This is a genomic window from Variovorax sp. GW821-FHT09B01, assembly GCF_059418345.1.
In genome coordinates, this window is the sequence record NZ_JBWKPQ010000002.1 from 192,387 (window position 1) to 216,402 (window position 24,016).

At 71.8% G+C, this 24,016-nt stretch carries 23 protein-coding genes and 1 riboswitch; of the genes, 16 read left to right on the top strand and 7 right to left on the bottom strand.

Translation table 11 applies throughout. The annotated features are described in order from the left end of the window. Positions 1–104: 104 nt before the first annotated feature. Positions 105–1,028: a LysR substrate-binding domain-containing protein gene (locus AC07RV_RS08055; RefSeq protein WP_296776726.1), complete on the top strand. Its 924-nt coding sequence runs from the start codon at positions 105–107 to the stop codon at positions 1,026–1,028. Positions 1,029–1,037: 9 nt separating this feature from the next. Here AC07RV_RS08055 and AC07RV_RS08060 read toward each other — a convergent pair whose 3' ends face one another. The 7 genes from AC07RV_RS08060 to AC07RV_RS08090 form a co-directional block, all read right to left on the bottom strand. Further along, on the bottom strand, positions 1,038–2,027 hold the full coding sequence (locus AC07RV_RS08060) for a Bug family tripartite tricarboxylate transporter substrate binding protein (protein WP_296776724.1): 990 nt from the start codon (positions 2,025–2,027) through the stop codon (positions 1,038–1,040). A gap of 36 nt (positions 2,028–2,063) precedes the next feature. Beyond that, complete coding sequence (locus AC07RV_RS08065; RefSeq protein WP_093342355.1) at positions 2,064–2,459, bottom strand: carboxymuconolactone decarboxylase family protein; 396 nt, start codon at positions 2,457–2,459, stop codon at positions 2,064–2,066. 13 nt (positions 2,460–2,472) lie between these two features. Beyond that, complete coding sequence (locus tag AC07RV_RS08070) at positions 2,473–3,615, bottom strand: FAD-dependent monooxygenase (protein WP_296776719.1); 1,143 nt, start codon at positions 3,613–3,615, stop codon at positions 2,473–2,475. A gap of 181 nt (positions 3,616–3,796) precedes the next feature. Beyond that, complete coding sequence (locus tag AC07RV_RS08075) at positions 3,797–4,618, bottom strand: sulfite exporter TauE/SafE family protein (RefSeq protein ID WP_093342503.1); 822 nt, start codon at positions 4,616–4,618, stop codon at positions 3,797–3,799. Positions 4,619–5,192: 574 nt separating this feature from the next. Further along, complete coding sequence (locus tag AC07RV_RS08080) at positions 5,193–5,537, bottom strand: cell division protein ZapA (protein ID WP_093342354.1); 345 nt, start codon at positions 5,535–5,537, stop codon at positions 5,193–5,195. After that, positions 5,534–5,758, bottom strand: coding sequence for a hypothetical protein (locus AC07RV_RS08085; RefSeq protein ID WP_057594567.1), 225 nt, complete (start codon positions 5,756–5,758; stop codon positions 5,534–5,536). The genes AC07RV_RS08080 and AC07RV_RS08085 overlap by 4 nt, the downstream gene beginning before the upstream one ends. Positions 5,759–5,849: 91 nt before the next feature. Next, positions 5,850–7,571 carry a ClcB-like voltage-gated chloride channel protein gene (locus AC07RV_RS08090; protein WP_296776716.1) on the bottom strand — a complete coding sequence of 574 codons (1,722 nt, stop codon included), beginning with the start codon at positions 7,569–7,571 and terminating at the stop codon, positions 5,850–5,852. Positions 7,572–7,676: 105 nt separating this feature from the next. Next, positions 7,677–7,924, top strand: a riboswitch (cobalamin riboswitch). A 96-nt stretch (positions 7,925–8,020) separates the two neighbouring features. Between AC07RV_RS08090 and AC07RV_RS08095 the strand changes: the two genes are divergently transcribed. The 15 genes from AC07RV_RS08095 (at position 8,021) to AC07RV_RS08165 (ending at position 24,016) form a co-directional block, all read left to right on the top strand. Continuing rightward, positions 8,021–9,979 (top strand): TonB-dependent receptor domain-containing protein, encoded by a 1,959-nt coding sequence (locus AC07RV_RS08095; RefSeq protein WP_296776714.1) that lies wholly within the window; start codon positions 8,021–8,023, stop codon positions 9,977–9,979. Then, positions 9,964–11,367 (top strand): cobyrinic acid a,c-diamide synthase CobB, encoded by a 1,404-nt coding sequence (locus AC07RV_RS08100; RefSeq protein WP_296776712.1) that lies wholly within the window; start codon positions 9,964–9,966, stop codon positions 11,365–11,367. Before AC07RV_RS08095 ends, AC07RV_RS08100 begins: the two co-directional genes overlap by 16 nt. Continuing rightward, positions 11,309–11,935 (top strand): bifunctional adenosylcobinamide kinase/adenosylcobinamide-phosphate guanylyltransferase, encoded by a 627-nt coding sequence (locus tag AC07RV_RS08105; RefSeq protein ID WP_296776709.1) that lies wholly within the window; start codon positions 11,309–11,311, stop codon positions 11,933–11,935. The genes AC07RV_RS08100 and AC07RV_RS08105 overlap by 59 nt, the downstream gene beginning before the upstream one ends. After that, positions 11,932–12,819 (top strand): ABC transporter substrate-binding protein, encoded by an 888-nt coding sequence (locus AC07RV_RS08110; RefSeq protein ID WP_296776705.1) that lies wholly within the window; start codon positions 11,932–11,934, stop codon positions 12,817–12,819. The genes AC07RV_RS08105 and AC07RV_RS08110 overlap by 4 nt, the downstream gene beginning before the upstream one ends. Then, a complete protein-coding gene (locus AC07RV_RS08115; protein ID WP_296776702.1) occupies positions 12,819–13,829 on the top strand; it encodes a FecCD family ABC transporter permease in 1,011 nt (336 codons plus the stop codon). The genes AC07RV_RS08110 and AC07RV_RS08115 overlap by 1 nt, the downstream gene beginning before the upstream one ends. Continuing rightward, a complete protein-coding gene (locus AC07RV_RS08120; protein WP_296776700.1) occupies positions 13,826–14,608 on the top strand; it encodes an ABC transporter ATP-binding protein in 783 nt (260 codons plus the stop codon). Before AC07RV_RS08115 ends, AC07RV_RS08120 begins: the two co-directional genes overlap by 4 nt. Positions 14,609–14,771: 163 nt before the next feature. Further along, positions 14,772–15,341, top strand: coding sequence for a cob(I)yrinic acid a,c-diamide adenosyltransferase (gene cobO / locus AC07RV_RS08125; protein ID WP_296742543.1), 570 nt, complete (start codon positions 14,772–14,774; stop codon positions 15,339–15,341). A gap of 5 nt (positions 15,342–15,346) precedes the next feature. Next, positions 15,347–16,039 (top strand): 5,6-dimethylbenzimidazole synthase, encoded by a 693-nt coding sequence (bluB, locus tag AC07RV_RS08130; RefSeq protein WP_296776696.1) that lies wholly within the window; start codon positions 15,347–15,349, stop codon positions 16,037–16,039. Further along, positions 16,039–16,512, top strand: a complete 474-nt coding sequence (locus AC07RV_RS08135; RefSeq protein WP_208513237.1) for a MotA/TolQ/ExbB proton channel family protein — start codon at positions 16,039–16,041, stop codon at positions 16,510–16,512. The genes bluB and AC07RV_RS08135 overlap by 1 nt, the downstream gene beginning before the upstream one ends. Continuing rightward, the gene (locus AC07RV_RS08140; protein ID WP_296776692.1) at positions 16,509–16,862 is read left to right on the top strand and encodes a DUF2149 domain-containing protein; all 354 of its coding nucleotides are present in this window, start codon (positions 16,509–16,511) and stop codon (positions 16,860–16,862) included. The genes AC07RV_RS08135 and AC07RV_RS08140 overlap by 4 nt, the downstream gene beginning before the upstream one ends. Then, positions 16,859–20,893, top strand: a complete 4,035-nt coding sequence (gene cobN, locus AC07RV_RS08145; RefSeq protein ID WP_296776689.1) for a cobaltochelatase subunit CobN — start codon at positions 16,859–16,861, stop codon at positions 20,891–20,893. Before AC07RV_RS08140 ends, cobN begins: the two co-directional genes overlap by 4 nt. 17 nt (positions 20,894–20,910) lie before the next feature. Continuing rightward, a complete protein-coding gene (gene cbiB / locus AC07RV_RS08150) occupies positions 20,911–21,885 on the top strand; it encodes an adenosylcobinamide-phosphate synthase CbiB (RefSeq protein WP_296776687.1) in 975 nt (324 codons plus the stop codon). Further along, a complete protein-coding gene (locus tag AC07RV_RS08155; protein WP_296776685.1) occupies positions 21,882–22,907 on the top strand; it encodes an aminotransferase class I/II-fold pyridoxal phosphate-dependent enzyme in 1,026 nt (341 codons plus the stop codon). The genes cbiB and AC07RV_RS08155 overlap by 4 nt, the downstream gene beginning before the upstream one ends. 30 nt (positions 22,908–22,937) lie before the next feature. Next, positions 22,938–23,291 (top strand): CidA/LrgA family protein, encoded by a 354-nt coding sequence (locus tag AC07RV_RS08160; protein WP_057591611.1) that lies wholly within the window; start codon positions 22,938–22,940, stop codon positions 23,289–23,291. Further along, positions 23,288–24,016 carry an LrgB family protein gene (locus AC07RV_RS08165; RefSeq protein ID WP_296776682.1) on the top strand — a complete coding sequence of 243 codons (729 nt, stop codon included), beginning with the start codon at positions 23,288–23,290 and terminating at the stop codon, positions 24,014–24,016. The genes AC07RV_RS08160 and AC07RV_RS08165 overlap by 4 nt, the downstream gene beginning before the upstream one ends.

Sequence of the window (24,016 nt, forward strand, 5' to 3'; positions counted from 1 at the left end):
GCCAGTCTCGCCCCTTTCCCCAGGCCCCACCACCGAGTAAAACTGAAGCCCGTTGAGAAAAACGCAACCCGCTTGCACCCATCGCGGCCTACAGTCGCCCCGCCATGTCCAGAAAACTTCCACCCCTGAACGCGATCCGCGCCTTCGAGGCCGCGGGCCGGCACGTGAGCTTCACGCGCGCCGCGGAAGAACTGAGCGTGACCAACGGCGCCATCAGCCGCCAGGTCGCGCTGCTCGAGGAATGGCTGGGCGTGCCGCTGTTCCGGCGCACCTCCTCGCAGCTCGCTTTGACCGAGGCCGGGCGCCTCTACCTCGGCGAACTGACGGCCACGCTCGACCGCGTGGCGGTGGCCTCGATGCAGTTGCGCGAGCAGGCGGTGCCGACCGCGCTGCGCATCAACGCGCCGCCGACCTTCACCATGCGCTGGCTGCTCTCGCGCCTGCCGGCCTTCCAGCGCAGGCGGCCCGAGGTCGACCTGCGGCTCACCACCTTGCTGGCGCCGGTCAACTTCGACGAGGGCCGCTACGACATCGCCATCGCGGGCGCGCTCGAGCCGCCGCCGCACTGCGTGTCGCGGCCCTTCATGAGCGAGCTGATCCTGCCGGTGTGCCATGTGGACCTGCTCGACGGCGGCCGGCTGCGCGAGCCGCGCGACCTGGCCGCGCAAACGCTCGTGAGCTTCGCCACCGAGCCCTATGCCTGGGAGGACTGGCTCGCGGCCGCCGGCGTGGCCGGGCTCAAGCCCGGCGGCGCGATCCGCTTCGAGCAGATGTACTTCGCGCTGCAGGCCGCGATCGACGGGCTGGGCCTGGCGCTGGTGCCGCTGTTCCTCGCCTTCGACGACATCATCGCGGGCCGGCTGTGCGCGCCCTTCGGCGTGCTGGCCGCCAAGCAGCGGCGCTACTTCGCGAGCACGGCCCATGCCGACCAGGTGACCGAGAGCTTCTGCGAATGGCTGGTGCGCGAGGGCAGCGACACCGAGGCCTCGATGCAGCAATGGCTGCGCTCGCAGGTCCCGGCGTCCTGAGCGCGCCGCTCAGTCCATCTGCACGCCGCTGCGGCGCACCAGCTCGCCCCAGCTCTTGAACTCGCTGGCGACGTAGGCCGCGGCTTCCTCGGGGCTGGCGCTGTAGCGCGGCAGCGCGCCGATGCTGCGCATGCGCCGCTCCACCTCGGGCTTGCGCATCGCCTTGCCGATCGCCTCGTGGGTCGAAGCCACCAGCGTCCTCGAGGTGCCGACGGGGTAGAGCAGCATCAGCCAGGTCGAAGCGCGGAAGTCGGCGAAGCCCTGCTCGATCAATGTGGGCACGGCCAGCGGCGCGTCGAGCCGGCTCGCGGTGGCCGCGCCGAGCGCGCGCAGCTTGCCGCCCTGCACGAAGGCCTGCACGCCGGCCGCGGTCTCGAGCGCCAGCGAGACATTGCCCGCGACCACGTCGGTCAGGCCCGGCGCGCTGCCCTTGTAGGGCACGTGCACGATGTCGATGCCCGCGCGCCGCTTGAGCTCCTCCATCGCGAGGTGCGACACCGTGCCGTTGCCCGAGGAGGCATTGGTGAGCTTGCCCGGGTTGGCCTTGGCATAGGCCACCAGCCCCTGCGCGTCGGTGAAGGGCAGCGAGGGATGGCACACCAGCACGAAGGGCAGGTCGCCGACCAGGCCCACCGCCTCGTAATCCTTGAGCGAGTCGTAGGGCACGCTGCGGTAGAGGTGCGGGTTGGTGGCCACGGCCGACATGTGCGTGAGCATCATCGTCGAGCCGTCGTTGGGCGACTTCGCGAGCTGGCCCATCGCGATGCTGCCGCCCTGGCCCGGTTTGTTGTCGACGATGTAGTTCTCGCCCGTCACGGCCTGCATCTTCTCGGCCATCAGCCGCGCCACGATATCGGTGGCCTGGCCCGGCGGAAAGCCCACGAGGATCTTCGTGACCTTGCCGCGTGACGCGGCCGGCTGCGCGAGCGCCGGCGTGCCCATCGACGCGGCCGCGAGCGCGAGCAGCGCGCGGCGGCTCAGCATTGCCTGGTTGTCCATTGCGTTGTCTCCGATGTTTTTTAAAAGGGCGAAGCTTCAGGCGAGCTTCATCTCCTTGAGCACCTCGCGCGCGTTGCGCAGGCTGTCGAGCGCCGCGGGCACGCCGCAGTAGATGGCGACCTGCAGGAACACCTCCTGCAGCTCGGTGGGCGTGATGCCGTTGTTGATCGCGCCGCGCACATGCAGGCGCAGCTCGTGCGGCCGGTTGAGCGCGCTGATCATGCCGAGGTTCAGCAGGCTGCGGCTGCGCCGGTCCAGGCCCGGGCGGTTCCAGATCTCGTCCCAGCAGTACTCGGTGGTGAGCTGCTGCATCGGCCAGCTGAAGTCGTCGGCCTCGGCGATCGACTTCTCGACGTACTCGGCGCCGAGCACCGCCTTGCGCGTGGCGAGCCCGCGCTGGAACTTCGCCGAGGTGTGGGTTTTGTCTGCCATGTCGTCGCTCCCTTCAGGCCACGGCCGCCTCGGCCAGCGGCGCGTTCCAGGCGTCGTAGGCATAGACCCAGTCGGAGTCCTGCGGATCGCGCAGCCAGGTGTTGGTGCGCGAGGTCAGCTGGACCTTCGAGGTGCGCGGCTTGCGCGTGGCCTCGAAGCGCTGGAAGGCCTCGGCCACGCCGTCGCGGTCGATGCCCTGGAGGCAGCGCGAGAGCACCGCCGCATCCTCGATCGCCATCGCCGCGCCCTGCGCCATGTAGGGCGTCATCGGGTGGCAGGCATCGCCGAGCAGCGTGATGTTGCCTTCGCTCCAGCGCGGCAGCGGGTCGCGGTCGACCAGCGCCCACTTGTGGACCTCGGGGCAGGACTGCAGCACGTGGCGCACCTGCGGATGGAAGTCGGCGAAGGCCTCGCGCAGCGCATGGATGTCGCCCTTGGTGGACCACGACTCGAGGCGGAAGCCGGGCTCGGGCTGGCTGGTCACGAAGTAGACCTCGCTGCGGTCGGGCTTGACGTAGTAGATGACGATGTGGCGGTCCTTGCCCCACCACTTGGTGCACTGGTCGATCTCCTGGCCGCCGAGCAGCGCCGCCGAGAAGGTGGTGCGGTAGGCGATGCGGCCCGTGAAGTTGGGCTCGGACCTGCCGAACAGCTGGTCCTTGACCAGCGAGTGCACGCCGTCGGCCGCCACCACCGCGTCGGCATGCACGGTGGCGCCGTTGGCGAAGCGCAGCTCGACACCGCCGTCGCCTTGCGAGAAGCCCGCGAGCTTATGGCCGCGGCGGATGAATTCGTCGAGCACGGCGCTGTGCAGCGCGGCATGCAGGTCGCCGCGGTGCGCGAGCAGGTAGGGCGCGCCGAACTTCCGCTCGGCGGTCTCGCCGAAGATCATGTCGAAGCGCACCTCGCCGGTGTAGGCGTCCTTGTTGTTCCAGGAGCGCGGGTAGAAGGCCTCGGCGCGCATGCGCTCCTCGAGGCCCAGGCCGCGCAGCACCTGCATCGCGTTGCAGCCGATCTGGATGCCCGCGCCCAGGCGGGTGAATTTCTCGGCCTGTTCGTAGACCATGACGTCGATGCCGACGCGGCGCAGCGCAGCGGCCGTGGCCAGGCCGCCCATGCCGGCGCCGATGATGGCGACCGAAAGTCTCTTGCTCATGTCCGTTCCTCGTGTGGTTGGCGTGAACGGAATGGTCCGGCTTTCGGCCGGTGCGAACCATCGAGATTTGCTGGCGCTGGTTGAGAAAAACTGCTGCGCGCGCAAGCGCACGACGCGCCGGCCGGGCGCGTCGTGACATCGAGAAAAGGGAGACGGAAGAGGTCGGAAGAGAGCCGCGCAATCAGCCGCGCAGACCCTTCCAGAGCATGTAGGCCGCGAGCAGGTACAGGATGCTCGCGAACACGCGCTTGAGCTTCTTCACCGGCAGGTTGTGCGCGGCTCTGGCGCCCAGCGGCGCGGTCAGCACGCTGCACACGGCGATCACCGCGAGCGCGGGCAGCCAGATATAGCCGAAGGAGCCGGCCGGCAAGCCCTGCACCGTCTGGCCGCTGATCACGTAGCCGGCCACGTTGGCCACCGCGATCGGGAAGCCCAGCGCGGCGCTGGTGGCGACCGCGTTGTGGATCGAGATGTTGCACCAGGTCATGAAGGGCACGCTGATGAAGCCGCCGCCCGCGCCGACCAGGCCCGAGACCAGGCCGATGGCGCCGCCGGCGCCGAGCTGGCCCACGGTGCCCGGCATCTGGCGCGTGGGCTTGGGCTTACGGTCGAGGAACATCTGCGTGGCCGAGAAGCCCACGAACAGCGCGAACACGATCGCCAGCGCCGTGCCCTTGAGCAGCGCGAAGATGCCGAGGCTGCCCACGAGGCTGCCGATCACGATGCCGGGCGCGAGGCGCTTGACGATGTCCCAGCGCACCGCGCCGCGCTTGTGGTGCGCGCGCACGCTCGACACCGAGGTGAAGATGATGGTGGCCATCGAGGTCGCGATCGCCATCTTCACCGCGAGGTCGGCCGGCACGCCGCGGTGGCCCATGATGATAGTGATGAACGGCACCATCACCATGCCGCCGCCGATGCCGAGCAGGCCCGCGAGAAAACCGGTGCCGAGGCCGAGGGCGACCAGTTCGGCGATCAGGAGGGGGTCGAGCAGGCTGGTCACGTTCACGCCACGGACTTTCGGGTAAGGCAAGGGCGCCGTGCAACGATGGCAACGGGCCTCGGTTCGAGGGAAAAAGGGAGGGGGGTGGGCCGCAATGCTATCTGAAACGTAGCTGCGGCCCGGCGCGCACGGTCGCGCAGCAGCCAGGATCGGATGTATCGATGTGGATACAGCGTGGGTTCTTGGGGGCGATCCCGCCATGCCGGGGATCGCCGATGTTCGATGCGCACTCAGCGCAACGAAGAGGAATAGGTGTCTGCGAATGGGCGCCAGACTCGCATCCTGAACCGGGGTTCAGGTGGGCGAGGGCAGCAAGACTTCGGGTTCATCTGACGCGAGATGATCACACCCGTCGAGCGATATACCAAGCCCGGCTCCGTAGAGCATTGGAACAAGGACATATAAAGCCCAACGCGCACCGCAGACAGGAACGATTTTACGCCTTCGCGCTGGGGCGGCTCCCGGTTTTTTTGGTGGAATCCCTGCGGCGCGGGCAGGTTTGCATCGAAGTTCTTGCAGTGCGCGCCGATCTCTGCGAATGAGAGAAAGAAAGCGCGCTGATGCTCGGATCAGCTCAGAGCAGATGACCGTCGCCGGCCAGTGCCTGGTCGAGCTTGTGGATCAGTTGCGTGGCCTTCGGATCGACCGCGCCGTCGTCGGCGGGTGCCGCGGCCGGGGCCGTGGTCGGCTCTGCGGGCGGCGCGGCCTTCGCCGTGGCCTCCTGCGCCGCGAGATCGAAGGCCAGGTTCAACGAGGCCAGCACCGCGATGCGATCGCGCGCCTTGACCTTGCCCGCGTCGCGGATCTTGCACATGGCCGCATCCACGCGTTCGACCGCGTCGCGCAGTTGCGCTTCGCCGCCATCGGGACAGCCGAGCAGGTAGCTCTGGCCCATGATCTGAACTTCGATCTGCTTCATGCGGGGGAATCTTCGGAGGGAGGTACGGCCGGCAGCTGCTCGAGCAGCGCATCGAGCCGCGTGCGCGCCGCCGCGAGCCGCGACTTGAGCGCATCGCGCTCGCGCGTCAGCGCATCGACCTGTTCCTGCAGCAGCGCATTCGTGCGCTGCACCTCTTCGTGACGCAAGAGCAGGCGTTCCACGCGCTCGGCGATCTGGTCGATGGGGCTGGAGGCGGGCATGGTGCGCGATTGTAGTTTCCCGTGAAAGCGGCGGTCCTCCGGGGCACCCGCCGCGCCTGGCACGGCATTCTGCGGCCTGCGCGCCGCGCCATCAAACTTCGCTGAGCCGCACGTAGGTGGCGAGCAACGCGCTCTTGGCGGCCACGCCCAGCAGCACCGGATTCGCCGTGCTCTCGATCACCGGCAGCCGCTCGCCCAGGTGCTCGAGGAAGCGCTGCAGCGCCTCGCCCAGGCTGGTGTCGGCCGTGATCGGCGCGATGGCCTGCGACAGCAGGTCCGCCGCGCGCACCTCGGCCGCGGCCGTGCCGAGCGCGGAGAGCGGCACCACGCCGAGGTAGCGCTGCTGCGCATCGACCACGTAGAGGTACTTCACCGGATGCTGCAGGAACAGCCGGCTCATCGCCTCGCGATCGGCCTCGGGGCCGACCACCGTCTGCGCCGGCTGCACCAGGTCGCGGATGTGCAGCGCGCGCAGGCGCAGCTGCTCGTCCTGCTGCTCGCGCCGGCGCAGCGTGATCTCGTACATCGAGCCCGCATTGGCCGAGCGCGCGACGAAATAGGCGATCACGCCGGCCAGCATCAGCGGCAGCATCACCTGGTAGTTGAGCGTCATCTCGAAGATCATGAGGATCGCCATCAGCGGCGCCTGCGTGGCGCCCGCGAGAAAGGCGCCCATGCCCACCACCGCGTAGGCCGAGGGCGCCGACACCGCATGCGGCCACAGCGCCTGCGCGGCATGGCCGAACAGCGCGCCCACCATGCAGCCGAAGAACAGCGCGGGCGTGAACACGCCGCCGACCGCGCCCGAGCCGGCCGTGGCCAGCGTGGCAACCAGCTTGGCCGCCAGCACCATGGCGATCAGGGTCCAGGTCCAGGGCGTGTGCAGCACCGCGTTGACCACGCTGTAACCGTTGCCCCAGACCTCGGGCCAGGGCACCGACACCAGCCCCATCGCGAGCCCGCCGAGCGCGAGCCGCCACGGCAGCGCGCAGGGCAGCCGCGCGAACAGCACCCGGCTGCCCTGCAGCGCGCGCAGGAAGCCCGCGGCCGCGAAGCCCAGCAGCACGCCGAGCAGCGCGAACAGCGGGATCTCGGCGCCATGCAGCTCGGGGAACACCGGCATCTGGTAGGGCGGCTGGTAGCCGGGCAGGGCGCGCATCACGATGTTGGCGACCACCGCCGCGATCAGGATCGGGCCCACGCTCTCCATCACGATCGAGCCCAGCACGATCTCGGCGACGAAGAAGGCGCCCGCGATCGGCGCGTTGTACGCGGCCGTGAGGCCGGCCGCCGCGCCGCAGGCCACCAGCAGCCGCAGCCGCTCGACCGGGAAGCGGAACACCCGGCCCAGCAGCGAGGCGGCCAACGCGGCGAGCTGCACCATCGAGCCCTCGCGGCCGATCGAGCCGCCGGTGCCGATGCTCACGAGCGAGGAGGCGCTGCGCACCAGCGTCTGCGTGACCGGGATGCGGCCGTCGCCGAGCACGATCGCTTCCATGTAGTCGGAGGTGGCGCTGCGCACCGCGACGCGCCTGGCGAGCACGAGCAGGCCGCCGGCCACGAGGCCGCCCGCGGCGGGGAAGGCGATGCGCGCCCACCACGGCAGCGCGCGCGCCATCGCGACCAGGCTGTCGCCGGGGCCGAGCACCAGGTGCTCGAAGCCGCGCAGCGTGGCGCGGAACAGTTCGGTCGCGAGCGTGCCGAGCAGGCCGGCGACGATGGACCACAGCAGCATCGACTGCCAGCCCGAGACGCCGAACAGGCGCTGCAGGGCGGAGCGCAGGCGCAGCAGCGGCGAGGAGCGCAGGGTCATGCGGGGAGTCGGTGATGGCGTCGCATAGCCCGTCGATGTTAGTGCGCGAGGCGCGGCGAACGTCGGGCGCACGCAACTTTCGACTTAAGGCGCGCGGCGCAGCGCCTAGAATCTCGCCCGTTGGTGCCTGCGGCGTGGTTCACGCGCCGCGGTTCAACGGGAAGCAGGAGTGAAGGGACCGGCCGCGCGCCGGCACCGAAGCCGCCTGCGCTGCCCCCGCAACGGTCAAGCAGACGGCGCCGCAAGGTGCCACCCTCTCCACACGAGCCACTGGGCGCCCTGAAACAGGCGCCTGGGAAGGCGGCGAGGGCCGGTCTGCCAGCCCGGATACCGGCCAACAAGGCGGTTCGCGCATGCCCTTCGCTTCGTCGATGCATGCACGAGCCAATGGCGCCCCGGGCGCCGGCGGGGAGGCCGGCAAGGGGCATAGACGTTCGTTCGCTCATTCCATGATTTCCTGCGTTTCCTTCTCGCGCCGTTCGCGCGCTCGCGTTTCTGCGTCCTCCTTGCGCGCGCGCCTGGCCGGCCTGCCGCTGGCCCTGGTGCCGGCCTTCGGTGGCCTGCTGCTGGCCCAGCTGCCATCGGCCGCTTCGGCACAGCAACAGCCCGGCGTGCTCGGCGAGACGGTGGTCACGGCCACCCGCACCGCGCAGCCGCTGTCGGACCTGGTGGCCGATGTCTCGGTGATCGACCGCGAGACCATCGAGCGCAGCGGGGCCGCAAGCGTGGCCGATGTGCTCGCGCGCCAGGCCGGTATCCAGATCGTGAGCAACGGCAGCGTGGGCAACAACACCAGCCTGTTCATCCGTGGCGCCGAAACGCGCTTCACCGCGGTCTATCTCGACGGTGTGCGCATCGATTCGCAAACCACGGGCGGTGCGAACTGGCAGACCATTCCGCTCTCGCAGATCGACCGCATCGAGGTGCTGCGCGGCCCGGCCGCCGCGGTCTACGGCTCCGACGCCATCGGCGGCGTGATCCAGCTGTTCACCAAGCGCGGCGAAGAAGGCGTGTCGCCCTCGATCGGCATTGGCGTCGGCAGCCATGGCCTGTTCCGCACCGAGGCCGCGATCAGCGGCAAGGCCAATGCCTTCGACTATTCGTTCGGCGTGGCGCACGAGGAAAGCCGGGGCTTCAACGTGCAGCCGCTCGAGAAGCGTGCCCCGCTCAAGGACGGCTTCACGAGCCCCGACCGCGACGGCTACAACACCACCTCGGGCAATGTGCGCCTGGGCTGGCAGATCGCGCCCGGCCAACGCATCGAGGCCACTGCGCTGGCGAACGACATGCAGGCGCGCTACGACAACAGGGTCACCGCCAAGAAGCCGCCGGCCTACTACCTCGACGACTTGGGCCGCAACCGGTTGCTGACGGGAGGCCTCACCTGGTCGGCGCAATGGAACGAGGTCTACAGCACGCGGCTGCAGGTGACCGATTCGCAATCGGTCTACAGCACCATGCCTTCGTACTACCGCACCGAGACCCGGCTGCGCGGCTACCTGTTCCAGAACGAGCTGCGCTTCGGGGCGCACCTGGTGACGGCCGCACTCGAACGCCGCGAGGACCGGCTCGAAAACGCGCCCACCAGCGCTACCGACAAGGGGCTGGTGGGCAAGCGCTCGCAGGATGCCGTGGCGCTCGGCTATGGCTTCGTGCAGGGCCCGCATTCGCTGCAGCTCAACGTGCGCCACGACAAGGACAGCGATTTCGGCGGCAAGACCACCGGCAGCGCAGCCTACGGCTTCGCGATCACGCCGAAGCTGCGCGTGACCGCGTCGGCCGGCACCGCCTTCCGCGCCCCCACGCTCTACCAGCGCTTCAGCGAATACGGCAAGCCCGACCTGCAGCCCGAGTCGAGCCGCAACGTCGAGCTCGGCCTCAAGTACACCGATGGCCCGACCAACGCCGGCATCGTGGTCTACCGCAACCAGGTGCGCAACCTGATCGTGTTCGACTCGACCGCCAAGGGCTGCGCCTCGTCCTTCGGCTGCTACGGCAGCACCGCGCGGGCGCGCTACGAGGGCGTGACGCTCTCGGCCGGCCACCGCATCGGCGACGTCACGCTGCGCGCCTCGCTCGACTTCCAGGACCCGCGCGACCTGGCCACCGACAAGCTGCTCGCGCGCCGCGCCAAGCGCTATGCCACGCTGGGCGCCGACTGGCGCCTCGGTGGCTGGACGCTGGGCGCCGAGGTGCAGACCTCGAGCCAGCGCTACGACGACGCGGCCAATACCCTGAAGCTCGGCGGCTACACGCTGCTGAACCTCGTGGCCAGCACGAAGATCGTGCGCGACGTCGACCTGGTCGCGCGCATCGACAATGCGGGCGACAAGGACTACATGCTCGCGCGCGGCTACGCTACCAACGGCCGCAACGCGTACGTCGGATTGAAGTGGACGCCCCAGTAAGCCAACACCTGCCTGATCGCGCGGCGAGCTGCGCCGCCGTGCTCGTGGCCGCGCCCGCCTCCGGGCAGGGCAAGACCACCGTGGCCGCCGCGCTCGCGCGGCTGCACGCGCGCCAGGGCCGGCGCGTGCGCGCCTTCAAGTGCGGGCCCGACTTCCTCGACCCGCACTGGCTGCGGCTGGCCACCGGCGCGCCCGTGCATTCGCTCGACCTGTGGATGACTGGCGAGGCCGACTGCCGCGCACGGTTGCATGCGGCCGCGGCCGAGTCGGACCTGGTGATCGTCGAGGGCGTGATGGGCCTGTTCGACGGCACGCCGAGCGCGGCCGACCTGGCGCAGCGCTTCGGCCTGCCGGTGCTGGCCGTGATCGATGCCCATGCGATGGCCGGCACCTTCGGCGCGCTGGCGCATGGGCTGCAGAGCTTCAGGCCCGGGCTGCCCTGGGCCGGCGTGCTGGCCAATCGTGTGGCCGGCGAGCACCATGCCGACATGCTGCGCGGCGCGCTGCGCGAACCCGCGGACTGGCTCGGCGCCTTGCCGCGCGATGCGGGCTTCTCGCTGCCCGAACGCCACCTGGGCCTGGTGGCGGCGCACGAGCTCGGCGACGCGGCCGAGCGGCTCGACCGCGTGGCCGATGCGCTGGCCGGTACGCCGCTGGGGTCGCTGCAGCTGCCGCAGGTGCGCTTCGAAGCGCCGCCGGCCGGCGAGGTCGCACCGATCGCGCCGCTGCTCGCGGGCCGCACCATCGGCATCGCGCGCGACGCGGCCTTCTCGTTCATCTACCCGGCCAACCTCGACACGCTGAACGCGCTCGGCGCCAGGCTGGTCTTCTTCTCGCCGCTGGCCGGCGAGGCGCTGCCCGACTGCGATGCGCTGTGGCTGCCCGGCGGCTATCCCGAGCTGCATGCCGCCACGCTCGCGCGGCGTTCGGACCTGCGCGCCGCGCTCGCCGCCCATGCGGCCGCAGGCCGGCCGATCTGGGCCGAATGCGGCGGGATGATGGCGCTGTTCGACGAGATCGCGGTGCCCGGCATCGGCGATGGCGACGAAGCTGCGGTGCATGCGCTCTGGGGCCTGCTGCCCGGGCGCGTCACGCTGCAGAAGCGGCTCGCCGGCCTCGGCCCGCAGGCGCTCGCGCTGGGCGCGCACACGCTGCGTGGCCATACCTTCCACTACTCGCGCTGCGAGACGCCGCTGGTGCCGGCCGCCCATTCGCGCCGCCCGCAAGGCACGGCCGGCGGCGAGGCGCTCTATGTGCGCGGCGCCGTGCGCGCGAGCTACTTCCACGCCTGGTTCGCCTCCAGTCCCGAAGCCACCGCGCGGCTGTTCGATGCCGCGCCGCTCGAAACCGGGGCACCGGTTGCCCAGGAGCATCGCGTTGACGCCTGAACACGAATTCATCCTCGGCGGCCAGAAGAGCGGCAAGTCGCGTCGCGCCGAGCAGCGCGCGGCCGACTGGCTCGCGGCCGCGCCGAAGCAGCGTCGCGCGGTGCTGATCGCCACCGCGCAGGCCTACGACGACGAGATGCGCGAGCGCATCGTGCGCCACCAGGCCGACCGCGCCGAGCGCGTGCCCAGCTTGCGCACGATCGAGGAACCGGTCGAGCTGGCGCGCGCCATCGTGACCCAGAGCACGCCCGAATCGCTGGTGCTGGTCGACTGCCTCACGATGTGGCTCACGAACTTGCTGATGCCGCTGCGCGCCGTGGGCGCGCGGCCGGTCTCGCGCACGCCCACCGCGCACATCAACCTGCTGCTGGGCGCGCTGCGCGATGCGCGCGGTCCCGTGGTGCTGGTGGGCAACGAGATCGGCCTGGGCGTGATCCCGCTGGGCCGCGAGACGCGCGCCTTCGTCGATGCGCTGGGCCGGCTCAACCAGGATGTGGCCGGTGTCTGTCACCGCGTCACCTTGATGGCCGCGGGCCTGCCGCTGACCCTGAAGGAGCCGGGCCGATGAAAGGCTTTCTCGCCGCCGCGCTGGCGGCACTGGCACTCGCCACGGGCCTGTGGTCGCCGCCCGCGAGCGCGCTCGCGGTGGTCGACGAGCGCGGCGTGAGCGTCGAGCTGCCGCAGCCGCCGCAGCGCATCGTGACGCTGCTGCCCTCGCTGACGGAATCGGTCTGCGCGCTCGGCGCCTGCGCGCGGCTGGTCGGGGTCGACCGCTATTCGAATTCGCCGGCGCCGGTGCGCGGCCTGCCGCAACTCGGTGGCGGCATCGACCCCAATGTCGAGGCCGTGGTGGCGCTCAAGCCCGACGTGGTGCTGCTCGCCAAGTCCTCGCGCGTGACCGAGCGGCTCGAGGCGCTGGGCCTCAAGGTGCTGGTGCTCGAGCCGAAGAACCATGCCGACGTGCGCCGCGTGCTCGGCAAGCTCGACCAGGTGCTCGGCACCCACGAGGCGCCGGCGGTCTGGCGCGCCATCGATGCGGCGGTGTCGGCCGTGGCGCAGTCGCTGCCGGCCGCCGCGCGCGGCGTGCGCGTGTACTTCGAGGTCAACAGCGGCCCGTATGCGGCCGGCGAATCCTCCTTCATCGGCGAGACGCTGACGCGGCTGGGCGCCAGAAACATCGTGCCCGCGGCGCTCGGCCCCTTTCCCAAGCTCAATCCCGAATACGTGGTGCGCGCCAATCCCGACCTGATCATGGTCAGCGTGCGCAGCGCGCAGGGCCTCGAACAGCGCCCGGGCTGGAGCACCATGCGCGCGGTGCGCGAAGGGCGCATCTGCCGCTTCACGGCCGAGCAGTCCGACGTGCTGGTGCGCCCCGGCCCGCGCATGGACGAGGCGGCACGGCTGATGGCGCAATGCCTGGGCGACAAGGCAGACAAGGGAGGCGCGCGCTGATGCCCGCGGGCCACCTGCGCCGCGTGGTGCTGTTCGGCCTCGCGCTGCTGGTGCTCGGCGCCGCCTTGCTGCTGCTCGGCCTGGGCATCGGCAGCACCGGCTTCGAGAGCTTCCTGTCGGCGCGCCACGATCCGGTGTCGCTGCAGATCGTGTGGGACATCCGGCTGCCGCGCACCCTCGGCGCCTGGCTCGCGGGCGCGCTGCTCGGGCTGGCCGGCGCGGTGGCGCAGGGGCTGTTCCGCAATCCGCTGGCCGATCCCTTCCTGCTCGGCAGCGCCTCGGGCGCCTCGCTGGGCGTGGCGCTGGCGCTGCTGTTCTTCGGCGGCTCGGCCGCCAGCGCGCAGTGGGTGGTGCGGCTGGGCCTCACGGGCGCGGCCTTCCTCGGCTCGATGGCGGCCGTGATGCTCACCTTGCTGCTCGCGCGCGGCGTGCAGCAGACGCTGCGGCTGCTGCTCGCGGGCGTGATCGTGGGCGTGGTGCTGGGCGCGATGAAGGACCTGATCACCATCGCCTCGGCCGACATCCTGCAGGCGATCCAGGGCTTCACGCTCGGCAACACCGGTCTTGTCGGCTGGAGCGCCTGCGCGGTGATGGCGCTGGCCTGCGCGCTGTGCCTGCTGCTGGCCTGGGCGCTGGCGCCGGTGCTCGACGGCCTGGCGCTCGGCGAGGCCACCGCGCGCAGCCTGGGCCTGCCGCTGGGCGCGATGCGCGCCGCGCTGGTGGTGGTGCTGGCGCTGGCCACCGGCGCCGCGGTGGCGCAGACCGGCCTGATCGCCTTCGTCGGCCTGGCCGCGCCGCACCTGGTGCGCTCTGTCGTCAAGACCACGCATGCGCGGCTGATCGTGCTGTCGGCCGCGATGGGCGGGCTGCTGCTGATGGCGGCCGACCTGCTGGCGCGCTGGCTGATCGCGCCGCAGGAGCTGCCCGTGGGCGTGCTCACGGCGGTGCTGGGCGGCAGCTACCTGCTGTGGCTGATGCACCGGCGCACCGCGAGGGGCACGGCCTCATGACGGCCGCCACCGCCCAGGCGCTCGAGGTGCGCGGCGTGAGCGCGGCGCTCGGCGGCACCGAGGTGCTGCACGGCATCGACCTCGCGATCGCGGCCGCGCGCTGGACCAGCATCGTCGGCCCCAACGGCGCCGGCAAGTCGACCCTGCTCAAGGTGCTGGCGGGCCTGCTCGCGCACCGCGGCGAGCTGCGGCTGTTCGGCGAGCCCGCGGCGAAGCTGCCGGCGCGCCAGCGCGCGCGTCGCCTCTCGTGGCTGGGCCAGGGCGTGGCGGGCGAGGGCGCGGCCGACGACCTGCTGGTCTACGACGTCGCGATGCTCGGCCGCCTGCCGCACCAGCGCTGGCTGGCCGCGCCCGACGCCACCGACCGCGCCGCCGTGGAGCGCGCGCTGCGCGCCACCCAGGCCTGGGACTGGCGCGAACGCCCGCTGGGCCAGCTCTCGGGCGGCGAGCGCCAGCGCGTGCTGCTGGCACGCGCGCTCGCGGTCGAGGCCGAGCTGCTGCTGATGGACGAGCCGCTCGCCAACCTCGACCCGCCGCACCAGGCCGACTGGATGCAGACCGTGCGCGCGCTGGTCGCCGCGGGCCATACCGTGGTCAGCGTGCTGCACGAACTGCCCATGGCCCTGGCCGCCGACGAACTCGTGGTGATGGACCGCGGCCGCGTGGTGCACCACGGCGGCAGCAGCGATCCCGCGACGCATGCGGCGCTCGAGCAGGTGTTCGATCACCGGATTCGCGTACATCGCGTGGCCGAGCAATGGATTGCGTTGCCGCGATGAATGCGGGGTCGGACAGCCGTACGCGAAGGGCGCGAAGGTATCGCGAAAGGCGCGAAAGAATTCAAAGAAAATTTTTGGATGTCTTCTTTTGCGTCCTTCGCGAAACCTTCGCGTCCTCTGCGTCCGGCTGCCCGTATTCGAAAGCCTTGAAAGAGACCCACCCATGCAGATAGAAACCCCACCCAGCGAGAAGCCCTACGAGAAGCCCGAAGGCGAACGCCGCGGCATCGTCATCGTCAACACCGGCGACGGCAAGGGCAAGAGCACCGCGGCCTTCGGGCTGGCGCTGCGCGCGCATGGCCGCGGCAAGGCCGTGAAGATCTACCAGTTCATGAAGGTGCCGAGCGCGCGTTTCGGCGAACACCGCATGTTCGAGCAGATCGGCATCCCGATCGAGGGCCTGGGCGACGGCTTCAGCTGGAAGAGCCAGGACCTCGAGCGCTCCGGGCAGCTGGCGCGCGACGGCTGGGAGAAGGCGAAGGCCGCGATCCTCTCGGGCGAGTACTTCCTCGTGGTGCTCGACGAGATCACCTACCCGCTGATCTACGGCTGGCTGCCGCTCGAGGGCGTGCTCGAGACCCTGCGCGCGCGGCCGAAACATGTGCACGTGGCGCTCACGGGCCGCCGCTGCCCGCCCGAGCTCATCGAGCTGGCCGACACCGTGACCGAGATGACGCTGGTCAAGCATGCCTTCAAGGCCGGCATCCCGGCGCAGCGCGGCATCGAGGATTGAGCCGGATGAGCCAGGCGTTCGCGGCCGAGGAGGCGAGGGCGGTCTACCGCGCCATCCACGAGCGGCGCGACATGCGGCATTTCGCGGGCGGCGAGGTCGCGCCCGCGCTGCTGCGCCGGCTGCTCGAGGCGGCCCACCATGCGCCCAGCGTCGGCTTCATGCAGCCCTGGCGCTTCATCCGCATCCGCGACGCGGCCCTGCGCACGCGCCTGCATGCGACGGTCGAGCGCGAACGCGTGCTGACCGCGCGCGCGCTCGGCGAGCGCGAGGACGCCTTCATGCGGCTCAAGGTCGAGGGCCTGCTCGACGCTGCCGAGCTGCTCGCCGTGACGCTGGCCGACGGCCGCGAGCACCATGTGTTCGGCCGCCGCACCCTGCCGCAGATGGACCTGGCCTCCGCGGCCTGCGCGATCCAGAACCTCTGGCTGGCCGCGCGCGCCGAGGGGCTGGGCATGGGCTGGGTCTCGCTGTTCGATCCGGCCGAGGTGGCGGCGCTGCTGGGCCTGCCGGCTGGCGCCGAGATCATCGCGCTGCTGTGCCTCGGGCCGGTGCATGGCTTCTACGAGGAGCCGATGCTGCAGCGCGAGCGCTGGGCGCGGCGCGCGCCGCTGTCGTCGCTGGTGTTCGACGAGGCCTGGGGCCGGCCCGCGGACCTGTTCGATCCCGATCCTTCTTCGCCTGACCTGGAGTCCGCCTGATGCTGGCCTTCGATACCGTCCTGTTCGAGCTCGCGCGCCTGTTCCTCTGGCCGGTGACGCTGGGCGTGCTGCTGTCCTTCGTCTATGCCGTGTGGTGCCTCGGTGCCTTCGGCGTCGAATACCTGCAGCGGCGCCGCGACCCGTCGCGCGCGCTGGTGCTGGCGCCGCATGCGCAGGCCAGCCAGGAGCAGATGGAGCTGGCCGTGCTCAAGGAGCTCGAGGGCGTGCGGCTGTGCAGCCGCGTGGCGCCGATGCTGGGCCTGATCGCCACCATGATCCCGATGGGCCCCGCGCTGGTGGCCGTGGCCTCGGGCGAGTCGCAGGGCGTGGCGCAGAGCCTCGCGCCGGCCTTCGCGAGCGTGATCGTCGCGCTGGCCTCGGCCTCGATCGCCTTCGTGGTCTACACCGTGCGCCGGCGCTGGCTGATGCGCGAGCTGGTGATGCTGCTCGACGCACGGGATCGGCTTTCATGACCAAGCGGCAGTTCTCCATCCTGAGCAGCCTGGACGGCGACGACGACGATCCGGTGCTCTCGACCATCAACCTGATCGACGTCTTCATGGTCGTGATCGGCATGCTGATGATCGCGGTCATCAACAACCCGATGAACCCCTTCGCGCAGGACAAGGTCACGGTGATCCGCAACGAGGGCCAGCCGAACATGGAGATCGTGACGCGCGAGGGCCGCAAGATCACGCGCTTCAAGGCCAGCGGCGCGACCGGCGAGGGCGACGGCGAACGCGCGGGCACGGCCTGGCGCCTCAAGGACGGGACCATGGTCTACGTGCCGGCCGACGCGGTGCCGGTGCAGGGCGGCAAGTGAGCCTGCCGCGGCGCTGGGTCGCGCTGTGGCTGCTGGCGTGGCTGGTGGCGGTGCCGGCCTGGGCGCAGCAACAGGCAGCTGGCCCGGTCGTTGTGCTCGCGACTTCGCTGGTGTCGCCCGCGCGCGTGGCGCGGCTGCAGGCCGCGGCGCAGCAGGCCGGGCTGCCGTTGCAGGTGCTGTCGGCCACGCGGGACTCGCCCGAGGCCCTGTCGGCCGCGCTCGAGGGCGCGCGGCTGCTGGTGATCGATGCGCCGCACCTGAGCGTGGCGCAGGCCGCGGCGGCGCGCTTCGGCGACGCGATCGCGCGCAGCGCGGCGCCCTATGTGCTGGTCGGCGAGTTCGCGCTGGTCGCCCGGGGCCAGCTCACGGCCGCGCCGCCGCTCGCGGCCGAGCGTGGCGTCGATGCGGCCTGGGCGCAGCGGCTGCGCGCCTACTGGCGCTTCGCGGGCGGCGCGAATCTCTCGGCGTCGATGCAGGCGCTCGCCAGGGTCGGCGTGTCCGAGGGCCTGCCCGAACCCGTGGCGACGCCGCTCGCGGGCTTCTATCACCCGGGATGGCCGCGCATCGAAACAAGCATCGAGGCGGTCGAACAGTTGCCCGGCACGAACGGCACGGTGGCGATCGCGGTCAATGCCGCCACCGTGACCGGCGAGGACACGGCCTGGCTCGACGCGATGATCGCCGCGCTCGCGCAGCGCGGCCTGCGCGCCTATGCCTTCTACGGTCCGCGCCAGCAGAAGGACCTCTACACGCGCATGACCCAGGCCGAGGGTGGCCGCCGCGTGGCCGACCTGATCGTGAATGCCGCGCTGGTCTTCACGCCCAACGAGCGCAAGGCCGAGTTCGAGCGCATCGGCGTGCCGGTGCTGCAGACCCTGCCGTCGCTGGCCATGGATGCGGCGCAGTGGGCGCAGAGCAAGGACGGCCTGGCTCAGTCCGACATCGCCGCCTACTACAGCCCGAGCGAACTCGCCGGCATGACCGACCCGATGCTCGTGAGCGCGCGCGATGCCGCGAGCGGCAGCCTGCAGCCGCTGCCCGCGCAGATCGAGGCGGTCGCCGACAAGGCCGCCGCGCTGCTGCGGCTGCAGCGCACCAGCGCGGACCAGCGCCGGGTCGCGATGCTGGTCTACAACTACCCGCCGGGCGAGGCCAACTTCGGCGCCTCCTTCCTCAACGTGCCGCGCAGCGTGAGCCGCATGATCGCGGCCATGCAATCGGCCGGCTACCGGACCGAGGCGCCCGCGCCCGAGACGCTGATCGCGCAGGTGCAGGCCACGCTCAAGGCGTCCTACCCGGCGCCGGGACCCGACGAACTGCAGCCGCTGCTCGCGCAGGGCCTGGCCGACACGCTGCCGCTCGCGCGCTACCTCGCATGGTTCCGCGCGCTGCCCGTCGAAACGCAGCAGCGCATCGAGGCCTATTGGGGCGCGCCCGAAAGCTCGACCCAGCTGCGCACGGTGGACGGCGCGCCGGCCTTCGTGATTCCGCGCGTGCGCTTCGGCAAGGTGGTGGTGCTGCGCCAGCCGCCGCGCTTCGAACCCGGCACGGCGGTGAAGGACAAGGCGCAGCAGGTCTACCACCGCTCGGCGGTGCCGCTGGGCCATGCCTACCTCGCCACCTACCTCTGGCTGCGCACGCAGTTCGGCGCCTCGGCCGTGGTGCACGTGGGCACGCACGGCACGGTCGAATGGTCGGCCGGCAAGGAGCGCGGGCTGTCGGTGCAGGACGATCCGCTGCTGGTGCTCGGCGACCTGCCCAACATCTATCCCTATGTGATGGACAACCTCGGCGAGGCCACCACCGCCAAGCGCCGCGGCCGCGCGACGATGGTCAGCCATTCGACGCCGATGTTCTCGCCGGCCGGCTTGCGCCCGGGCCTCACGCAGATGCACGAGCGCATGCACGACTGGGAGACGCTCGCCCCCGGCCCGGTCAAGGCCGCGCTCGAACGGCAACTGCTGGCCGACTTCGTGGCCCAGCGCTACGACCGCGACTTGGCCTGGACCGCCGCGCGCATCCGCGCCGACTTCGCGGGCTTCGTGGCGGTGCTGCATCCTTACCTCGACGAACTCGCGCAGACCGCGCAGCCGCTGGGCCTCGCGACCTTCGGCGAGGCGCCCGATGCCCGGCGTCGGCGCGCCACGCTGCTGCAGATCGTCGGCAAGCCGCTCGCGACCGCGCTCGGCGAGGACCTCGACGAGACCTTCCTGCGCGAGCCGGCCGACATGGCCGATTCGCCGCTGGGGCGTTGGGTGGCGAGGGTGCTCGACGATGCCGACTTCGACGGTGCAACCACCGCGCCCGCGCAGGCCGAGACCCTGCGCGCGCTGGCCACGCGCGTGCGCCAGCTCGACGCGACGCTGGCGCACAACGAGGAGATCGAGGGCCTGCTGACGGCCCTCGACGGCCGCTATCTGCGCGCCAGCTATGGCGGCGATCCGGTGCGCAATCCCGACAGCCTGCCGACCGGGCGCAACCTCTACGGCTTCGATCCCAGCCGCGTGCCCACGCGCGCGGCCTGGGACACCGGCGTGGCCGCCATGGACGCCTGGATCGCGGCCTACGCGCAGTCCCACGGCGGCAAGGCGCCCGAGAAGATCGCGTTCACGCTCTGGGCCGGCGAAGCCTCGCGCCATCAGGGCGTGCTCGAGAGCCAGGCCTTCCACGCGCTGGGCGTGCGGCCGCGCTGGGACGAGGCGGGGCGCATGAACGGCATCGAGGTGCTGCCCGCCTCGGCCTTGAAGCGGCCGCGCATCGACGTGCTGGTCAGCGTGACGGGCTCGTACCGCGACCAGTTCCCGCACGTGATGCGCTGGCTCGACGAAGCGGTGCGGCAGGTGGCGGCGCTGCGCGAGCCCGCGGGCGCCAACGCGGTCGCGCGCCACAGCGAGGCGCTGGCGCGGCGGCTGCGGGGCGAGGGCGCGTCGGAGGCGGAGGCCACGCGCTGGTCGACCGCGCGCGTGTTCTCGAACGAGCAGGGCAGCTACGGCGCCGGGCTCGAGGAGGCCGCGCTCGCGAGCGAGCTCTGGCGCTCGCAACGCCGCGGCGGCGGCGACGCGCAGATGGCGGGCCTGTTCATCGACCGCATGGGCCATGCCTATGGCCAGGGCCTCGAGGGTGCCGCGCGGCCCGGTGCCTTCGCGGGCAATCTCGCGCAGGTCGACGCGGCGCTGATGGCGCGCAGCTCCAACCTCTATGGCGTGCTGACCAACGACGATCCGTTCCAGTACCTCGGCGGCATCGCGCAGGCGGTGCGCCATCTCACGGGCAAGGACCCGGCGCTCTATGTGCAGAACCTGCGCGACACCGGCGCGGTGCGCACCGACACCGCCGCCGGCGCGATCGCGCGCGAGATGCAGACGCGCTACCTGCACCCGCAATGGATCGCGGCGCAGCAGGCCGAGGGCTACAGCGGCGCGCTGCAGGTGCTGAAGACCGCGCAGTTCCTCTGGGGCTGGCAGGTGACCGCGCCGGCCACGGTGCGGCCCGACCAGTGGCAGTCGCTGCACGACACCTATGTGCGCGACCGCGAGCGGCTCGGCACGCGCGCCTGGCTCGAGGGCGCGAACCGCGCGGCCTACGCGCAGACGCTGGAACGCATGCTCGATGCGGTGCGCCTGAACTACTGGTCGCCCGATGCCGCGACGCGGCGCGAGCTCGCGCAGGCCTATTCGCAGGCGGCGCAGGCCAGCGGGCTGCGCGAGCGCAACGTGGCGGTGGAGCGCTTCGCGGGCGCGGCGATGAACGCGCCGCCGAAGCCGGTCGTGGTGCCGGTGGAGGTGCAGGGCGCCACGGCCCCCGCGACGCAGGCCGAGTCGCCGGCACCGAGTGAAAGCCGACAAGGCGAGGCGGCCGCGACCCAGCCCGTGCGCGGCCTGCGGCTCGAACCGCAGCCCGAGACCGTGCCCGCGCCGCGCAGCGCCTCGGTGGTGCGCACGCTCTGGGCGCTGTTCGGCATGGCGGCGCTGTTCGCGCTCGGCGCGCTGACCCAGTGGCACCGGCACCGCCGGCCGCGGCCCGTTCACTGATTCGGGACAATCGCGCCATGCCGGCCATCGATTTCACCGCTCCCGTGCTGGCCATGCTGGCCGCGATGTGGATCGCGCTCGCGGTCGACCTCTGGCTCGGCGAGCCGCCCGCGCGCTGGCATCCGGTGGTGTGGATCGGGCGCTACCTGGGCTGGGCCGGCGCGCGCATCGCGCCGCCGTTCGGCGCGGCCTCCGGCCAGGCAGGGCGCGCCTTCGTGCTCGGCGCCATCGCCTGGTGCACGGGGGCGCTGGCCGTGCTCGCGATCGCCGTCGCGCTGCAGGCGGTGCTGCAGAACGCGCTGCCGGCCTGGGCCTTCGCGCTGCTGCTGGGCCTGCTGCTCAAGCCGCTGTTCGCCTGGCGCATGCTGCGCGACGAGGTGCTCGCGGTCGAGGCCGCGCTCGGCGAATCGCTGGAGGCGGGCCGGGCGCGGCTCGCGCGCCTCGTGAGCCGCGATGTCTCGCTGCTCGGCGAGCGCGAGGTGCGCGAGAGCGCGATCGAATCGCTGGCCGAGAACCTCAACGATTCGCTGGTCGCGCCGGTGTTCTGGTTCCTGCTGTTGGGCCTGCCGGGCGCGGCGCTCTACCGCTTCGCCAACACGGCCGATGCGATGTGGGGCTACCGCGGCGAGCGCGGCGGCCGCGACTGGACCTGGGCCGGCAAATGGGCCGCGCGCGCCGACGACCTGCTGTCGTGGCTGCCCGCGCGGCTCACGGTGCTGTTGCTGGCAATGGCGGCCGGGCGCTGGCCGCGCGGCCTCGCGCGCGAGGCGCGCCGCACGCCGTCGCCCAACAGCGGCTGGCCGATGGCCGCGATGGCGCTGCTGCTCGGCGTGCGGCTGGCCAAGCCCGCGGTCTATGCGCTCAACGCCGAGGGCCGGGCCGCAATGCCCGCCGACACCGCGCGTGCGGCCCGCTTCGGTCAGCGCGCCGTGCTGCTGCTGGCGCTGGCCGCCTGGCTGCCGGTCGTTCTGCTGTTCATGGGGGCGCGATGAGCGAGCTCGACTTCACCCCGACCCATGGCGGCCCCGATGCGCTCGGCGCGCCCGCGCACGATTTCTCGACCAATGCCAATGCCTGCGGCCCGTGCCCCGAGGCGCTGGCGCGGGTGCGCGCGGCCGATGCGACGCGCTACCCCGATCCGGCCTACACGGCCTTGCGCGCGCGGCTCGCGGCGCTGCATGGCGTGGCGCCCTGGCGCATCGTGATCGCGGCCGGCGCGAGCGAGTTCATCCGTCGCATCACCGCCTGGGTGGCGCGGGAGGATCGCGGCGCGCACGGCGAGGTCGTGCTGCCGGCCACCTCCTATGGCGACTACGCGGCCGCCGCGCGCGCCTGGGGCCTGCAGGTGGTGCGTGCGCCGCAGGCGGCGCGGCGGCCGCGGCTCGCGTGGTGCTGCGATCCGTCGGCGCCGCAGGGGCAGGCGCAGCCCGGCCTGGCCGCGTCGATCGCCGCGCTGCCCGAGGGCGTGCCCTTCGTGCTCGACCGCGCCTACGAACCGTTGCGGCTCGAAGGCGAACTCGCGCTGGCGCCCGCGCGGCTCGACCGGCTCTGGCAGATGTGGTCGCCCAACAAGGCGCTGGGCATGACGGGCGTGCGCGCGGCCTATGCGATCGCGCCGGCCGACGCGCAGGAGGCGGTGGGCGCGCTGCTGCGCCTGGGCGCTTCCTGGCCCGTGGGCGCGCATGGCGTGGCGATGCTGTCGGCCTGGGCCGAGCCCGCGGTGCAGGCCTGGGTGCGCGACAGCCTGGCCACGCTGCGCGAATGGAAGGCCGCGCAGCTCGCGCTGTGCGCGCGCATGGGCTGGCAGAGCACGCCCAGCGTGGCGAACTACCACCTCGCGCAGCCGATGGCGACCGACTTCGCGGGCCTGCTGGCCGGTTTGCGCGCCGAGGGCATCAAGCTGCGCGACTGCGCGTCCTTCGGCCTGCCGGGCCAGGTGCGCATGGGCGTGCTGCCTCCCGCGAGCCAGACCGCGCTGCACGCCGCATGGCAGCGCCTGGCGGGTGCAAACTAGCCGGCAAGAACGACCACGAGGACCTCTTCCATGCTCTACGCCATCACCACGCTCTTTCTCTGCCAGCTCGCCGGCGAACTGCTGGTGCAGTGGCTGAGCTTGCCGGTGCCCGGTCCGCTGCTCGGCATGCTGTTCCTGTTCGCCGGCCTGCTGTGGCGCGGCGGCGTGCCCGAGAGCCTGGGCGAGACCTCGGGCCATCTGCTGCGCAACCTGATGCTGCTGTTCATCCCGGCCGTGACCGGCGTGATGCTGCACTTTGAGCGCGTGGGCCGCGAGTGGCTGCCGTTCCTGGCCGCGGGCATCCTGGGCGCGGCCTTCACCATGACCGTGACCGCGCTCACCCTGCGCTGGATGATCCGCATCACCGGCAAGGACGCCCAATGAGCGCGCCCGCGAAGCTGTCCGAGATCTGGGTCTTCCTGGCCCAGTCGCCGCTGCTGTGGCTCGCGCTCACGCTGCTGGCCTACCTGGGCGCGCTGTGGCTGCACCGGCGCAGCGGGGCCAATCCGGTGGTCAATCCGGTGCTGGTGTCGGTGATCGTGATCGTCGCCGTGCTGCTGGCGACGCGCACGCCCTACGACACCTACTTCGAGGGCGCGAAGTTCGTGCACTTCCTGATCGGGCCGGCCACGGTGGCGCTGGCGGTGCCGCTCTACAGCCAGGTGGCGCGGCTGCGCCGGCTGTGGCTGCCGATCGGCGTGGCGCTGCTCGCGGGCTCGGTGGCGGCCATCGTGTCGGCCGTGGGCATCGCCTGGGCGCTCGGCGGTTCGCACGAGCTGCTGATGTCGCTGGCGCCGAAGTCGGCCACCATGCCGATCGCGATGGGCGTGTCGGAAAAGATCGGCGGCCTGCCGTCGCTGTCGGCGGTCGCGGCCGCCATCACCGGCATCGCGGGCGCGATCATGGCCACGGGCCTCTTGAACCTGCTGCGCATCGAGGAGCCCGCGGTGCGCGGCTTCGCGGTCGGCATCACGGCGCACGGCATCGGCACCGCGCGCGCGATCCAGGTCAACGAGACCGCGGGCGCGTTCTCGGCGCTCGCGATGGGGCTCAACGGCATCGCGACGGCCTTGCTGGTGCCGCTGGTGGTGCGCTGGCTCGGGGCCTGA

Bases quoted from the DNA above. Each gene is read 5' to 3' on its own strand.
- AC07RV_RS08095 (WP_296776714.1), top strand. From the start codon at position 8,021: ATGATTTCCTGCGTTTCCTTCTCGCGCCGTTCGCGCGCTCGCGTTTCT.
- AC07RV_RS08135 (WP_208513237.1), top strand. From the start codon at position 16,039: ATGCTGGCCTTCGATACCGTCCTGTTCGAGCTCGCGCGCCTGTTCCTC.
- AC07RV_RS08160 (WP_057591611.1), top strand. From the start codon at position 22,938: ATGCTCTACGCCATCACCACGCTCTTTCTCTGCCAGCTCGCCGGCGAA.
- AC07RV_RS08110 (WP_296776705.1), top strand. From the start codon at position 11,932: ATGAAAGGCTTTCTCGCCGCCGCGCTGGCGGCACTGGCACTCGCCACG.
- AC07RV_RS08155 (WP_296776685.1), top strand. From the start codon at position 21,882: ATGAGCGAGCTCGACTTCACCCCGACCCATGGCGGCCCCGATGCGCTC.
- AC07RV_RS08080 (WP_093342354.1), bottom strand. From the start codon at position 5,537: ATGAAGCAGATCGAAGTTCAGATCATGGGCCAGAGCTACCTGCTCGGC.
- AC07RV_RS08120 (WP_296776700.1), top strand. From the start codon at position 13,826: ATGACGGCCGCCACCGCCCAGGCGCTCGAGGTGCGCGGCGTGAGCGCG.
- AC07RV_RS08090 (WP_296776716.1), bottom strand. From the start codon at position 7,571: ATGACCCTGCGCTCCTCGCCGCTGCTGCGCCTGCGCTCCGCCCTGCAG.
- cbiB (WP_296776687.1), top strand. From the start codon at position 20,911: ATGCCGGCCATCGATTTCACCGCTCCCGTGCTGGCCATGCTGGCCGCG.
- AC07RV_RS08060 (WP_296776724.1), bottom strand. From the start codon at position 2,027: ATGGACAACCAGGCAATGCTGAGCCGCCGCGCGCTGCTCGCGCTCGCG.
- bluB (WP_296776696.1), top strand. From the start codon at position 15,347: ATGAGCCAGGCGTTCGCGGCCGAGGAGGCGAGGGCGGTCTACCGCGCC.
- cobO (WP_296742543.1), top strand. From the start codon at position 14,772: ATGCAGATAGAAACCCCACCCAGCGAGAAGCCCTACGAGAAGCCCGAA.
- AC07RV_RS08070 (WP_296776719.1), bottom strand. From the start codon at position 3,615: ATGAGCAAGAGACTTTCGGTCGCCATCATCGGCGCCGGCATGGGCGGC.
- AC07RV_RS08115 (WP_296776702.1), top strand. From the start codon at position 12,819: ATGCCCGCGGGCCACCTGCGCCGCGTGGTGCTGTTCGGCCTCGCGCTG.
- AC07RV_RS08055 (WP_296776726.1), top strand. From the start codon at position 105: ATGTCCAGAAAACTTCCACCCCTGAACGCGATCCGCGCCTTCGAGGCC.
- AC07RV_RS08140 (WP_296776692.1), top strand. From the start codon at position 16,509: ATGACCAAGCGGCAGTTCTCCATCCTGAGCAGCCTGGACGGCGACGAC.
- AC07RV_RS08065 (WP_093342355.1), bottom strand. From the start codon at position 2,459: ATGGCAGACAAAACCCACACCTCGGCGAAGTTCCAGCGCGGGCTCGCC.
- AC07RV_RS08165 (WP_296776682.1), top strand. From the start codon at position 23,288: ATGAGCGCGCCCGCGAAGCTGTCCGAGATCTGGGTCTTCCTGGCCCAG.
- AC07RV_RS08105 (WP_296776709.1), top strand. From the start codon at position 11,309: ATGCCGCGCCGCTCGAAACCGGGGCACCGGTTGCCCAGGAGCATCGCG.
- AC07RV_RS08085 (WP_057594567.1), bottom strand. From the start codon at position 5,758: ATGCCCGCCTCCAGCCCCATCGACCAGATCGCCGAGCGCGTGGAACGC.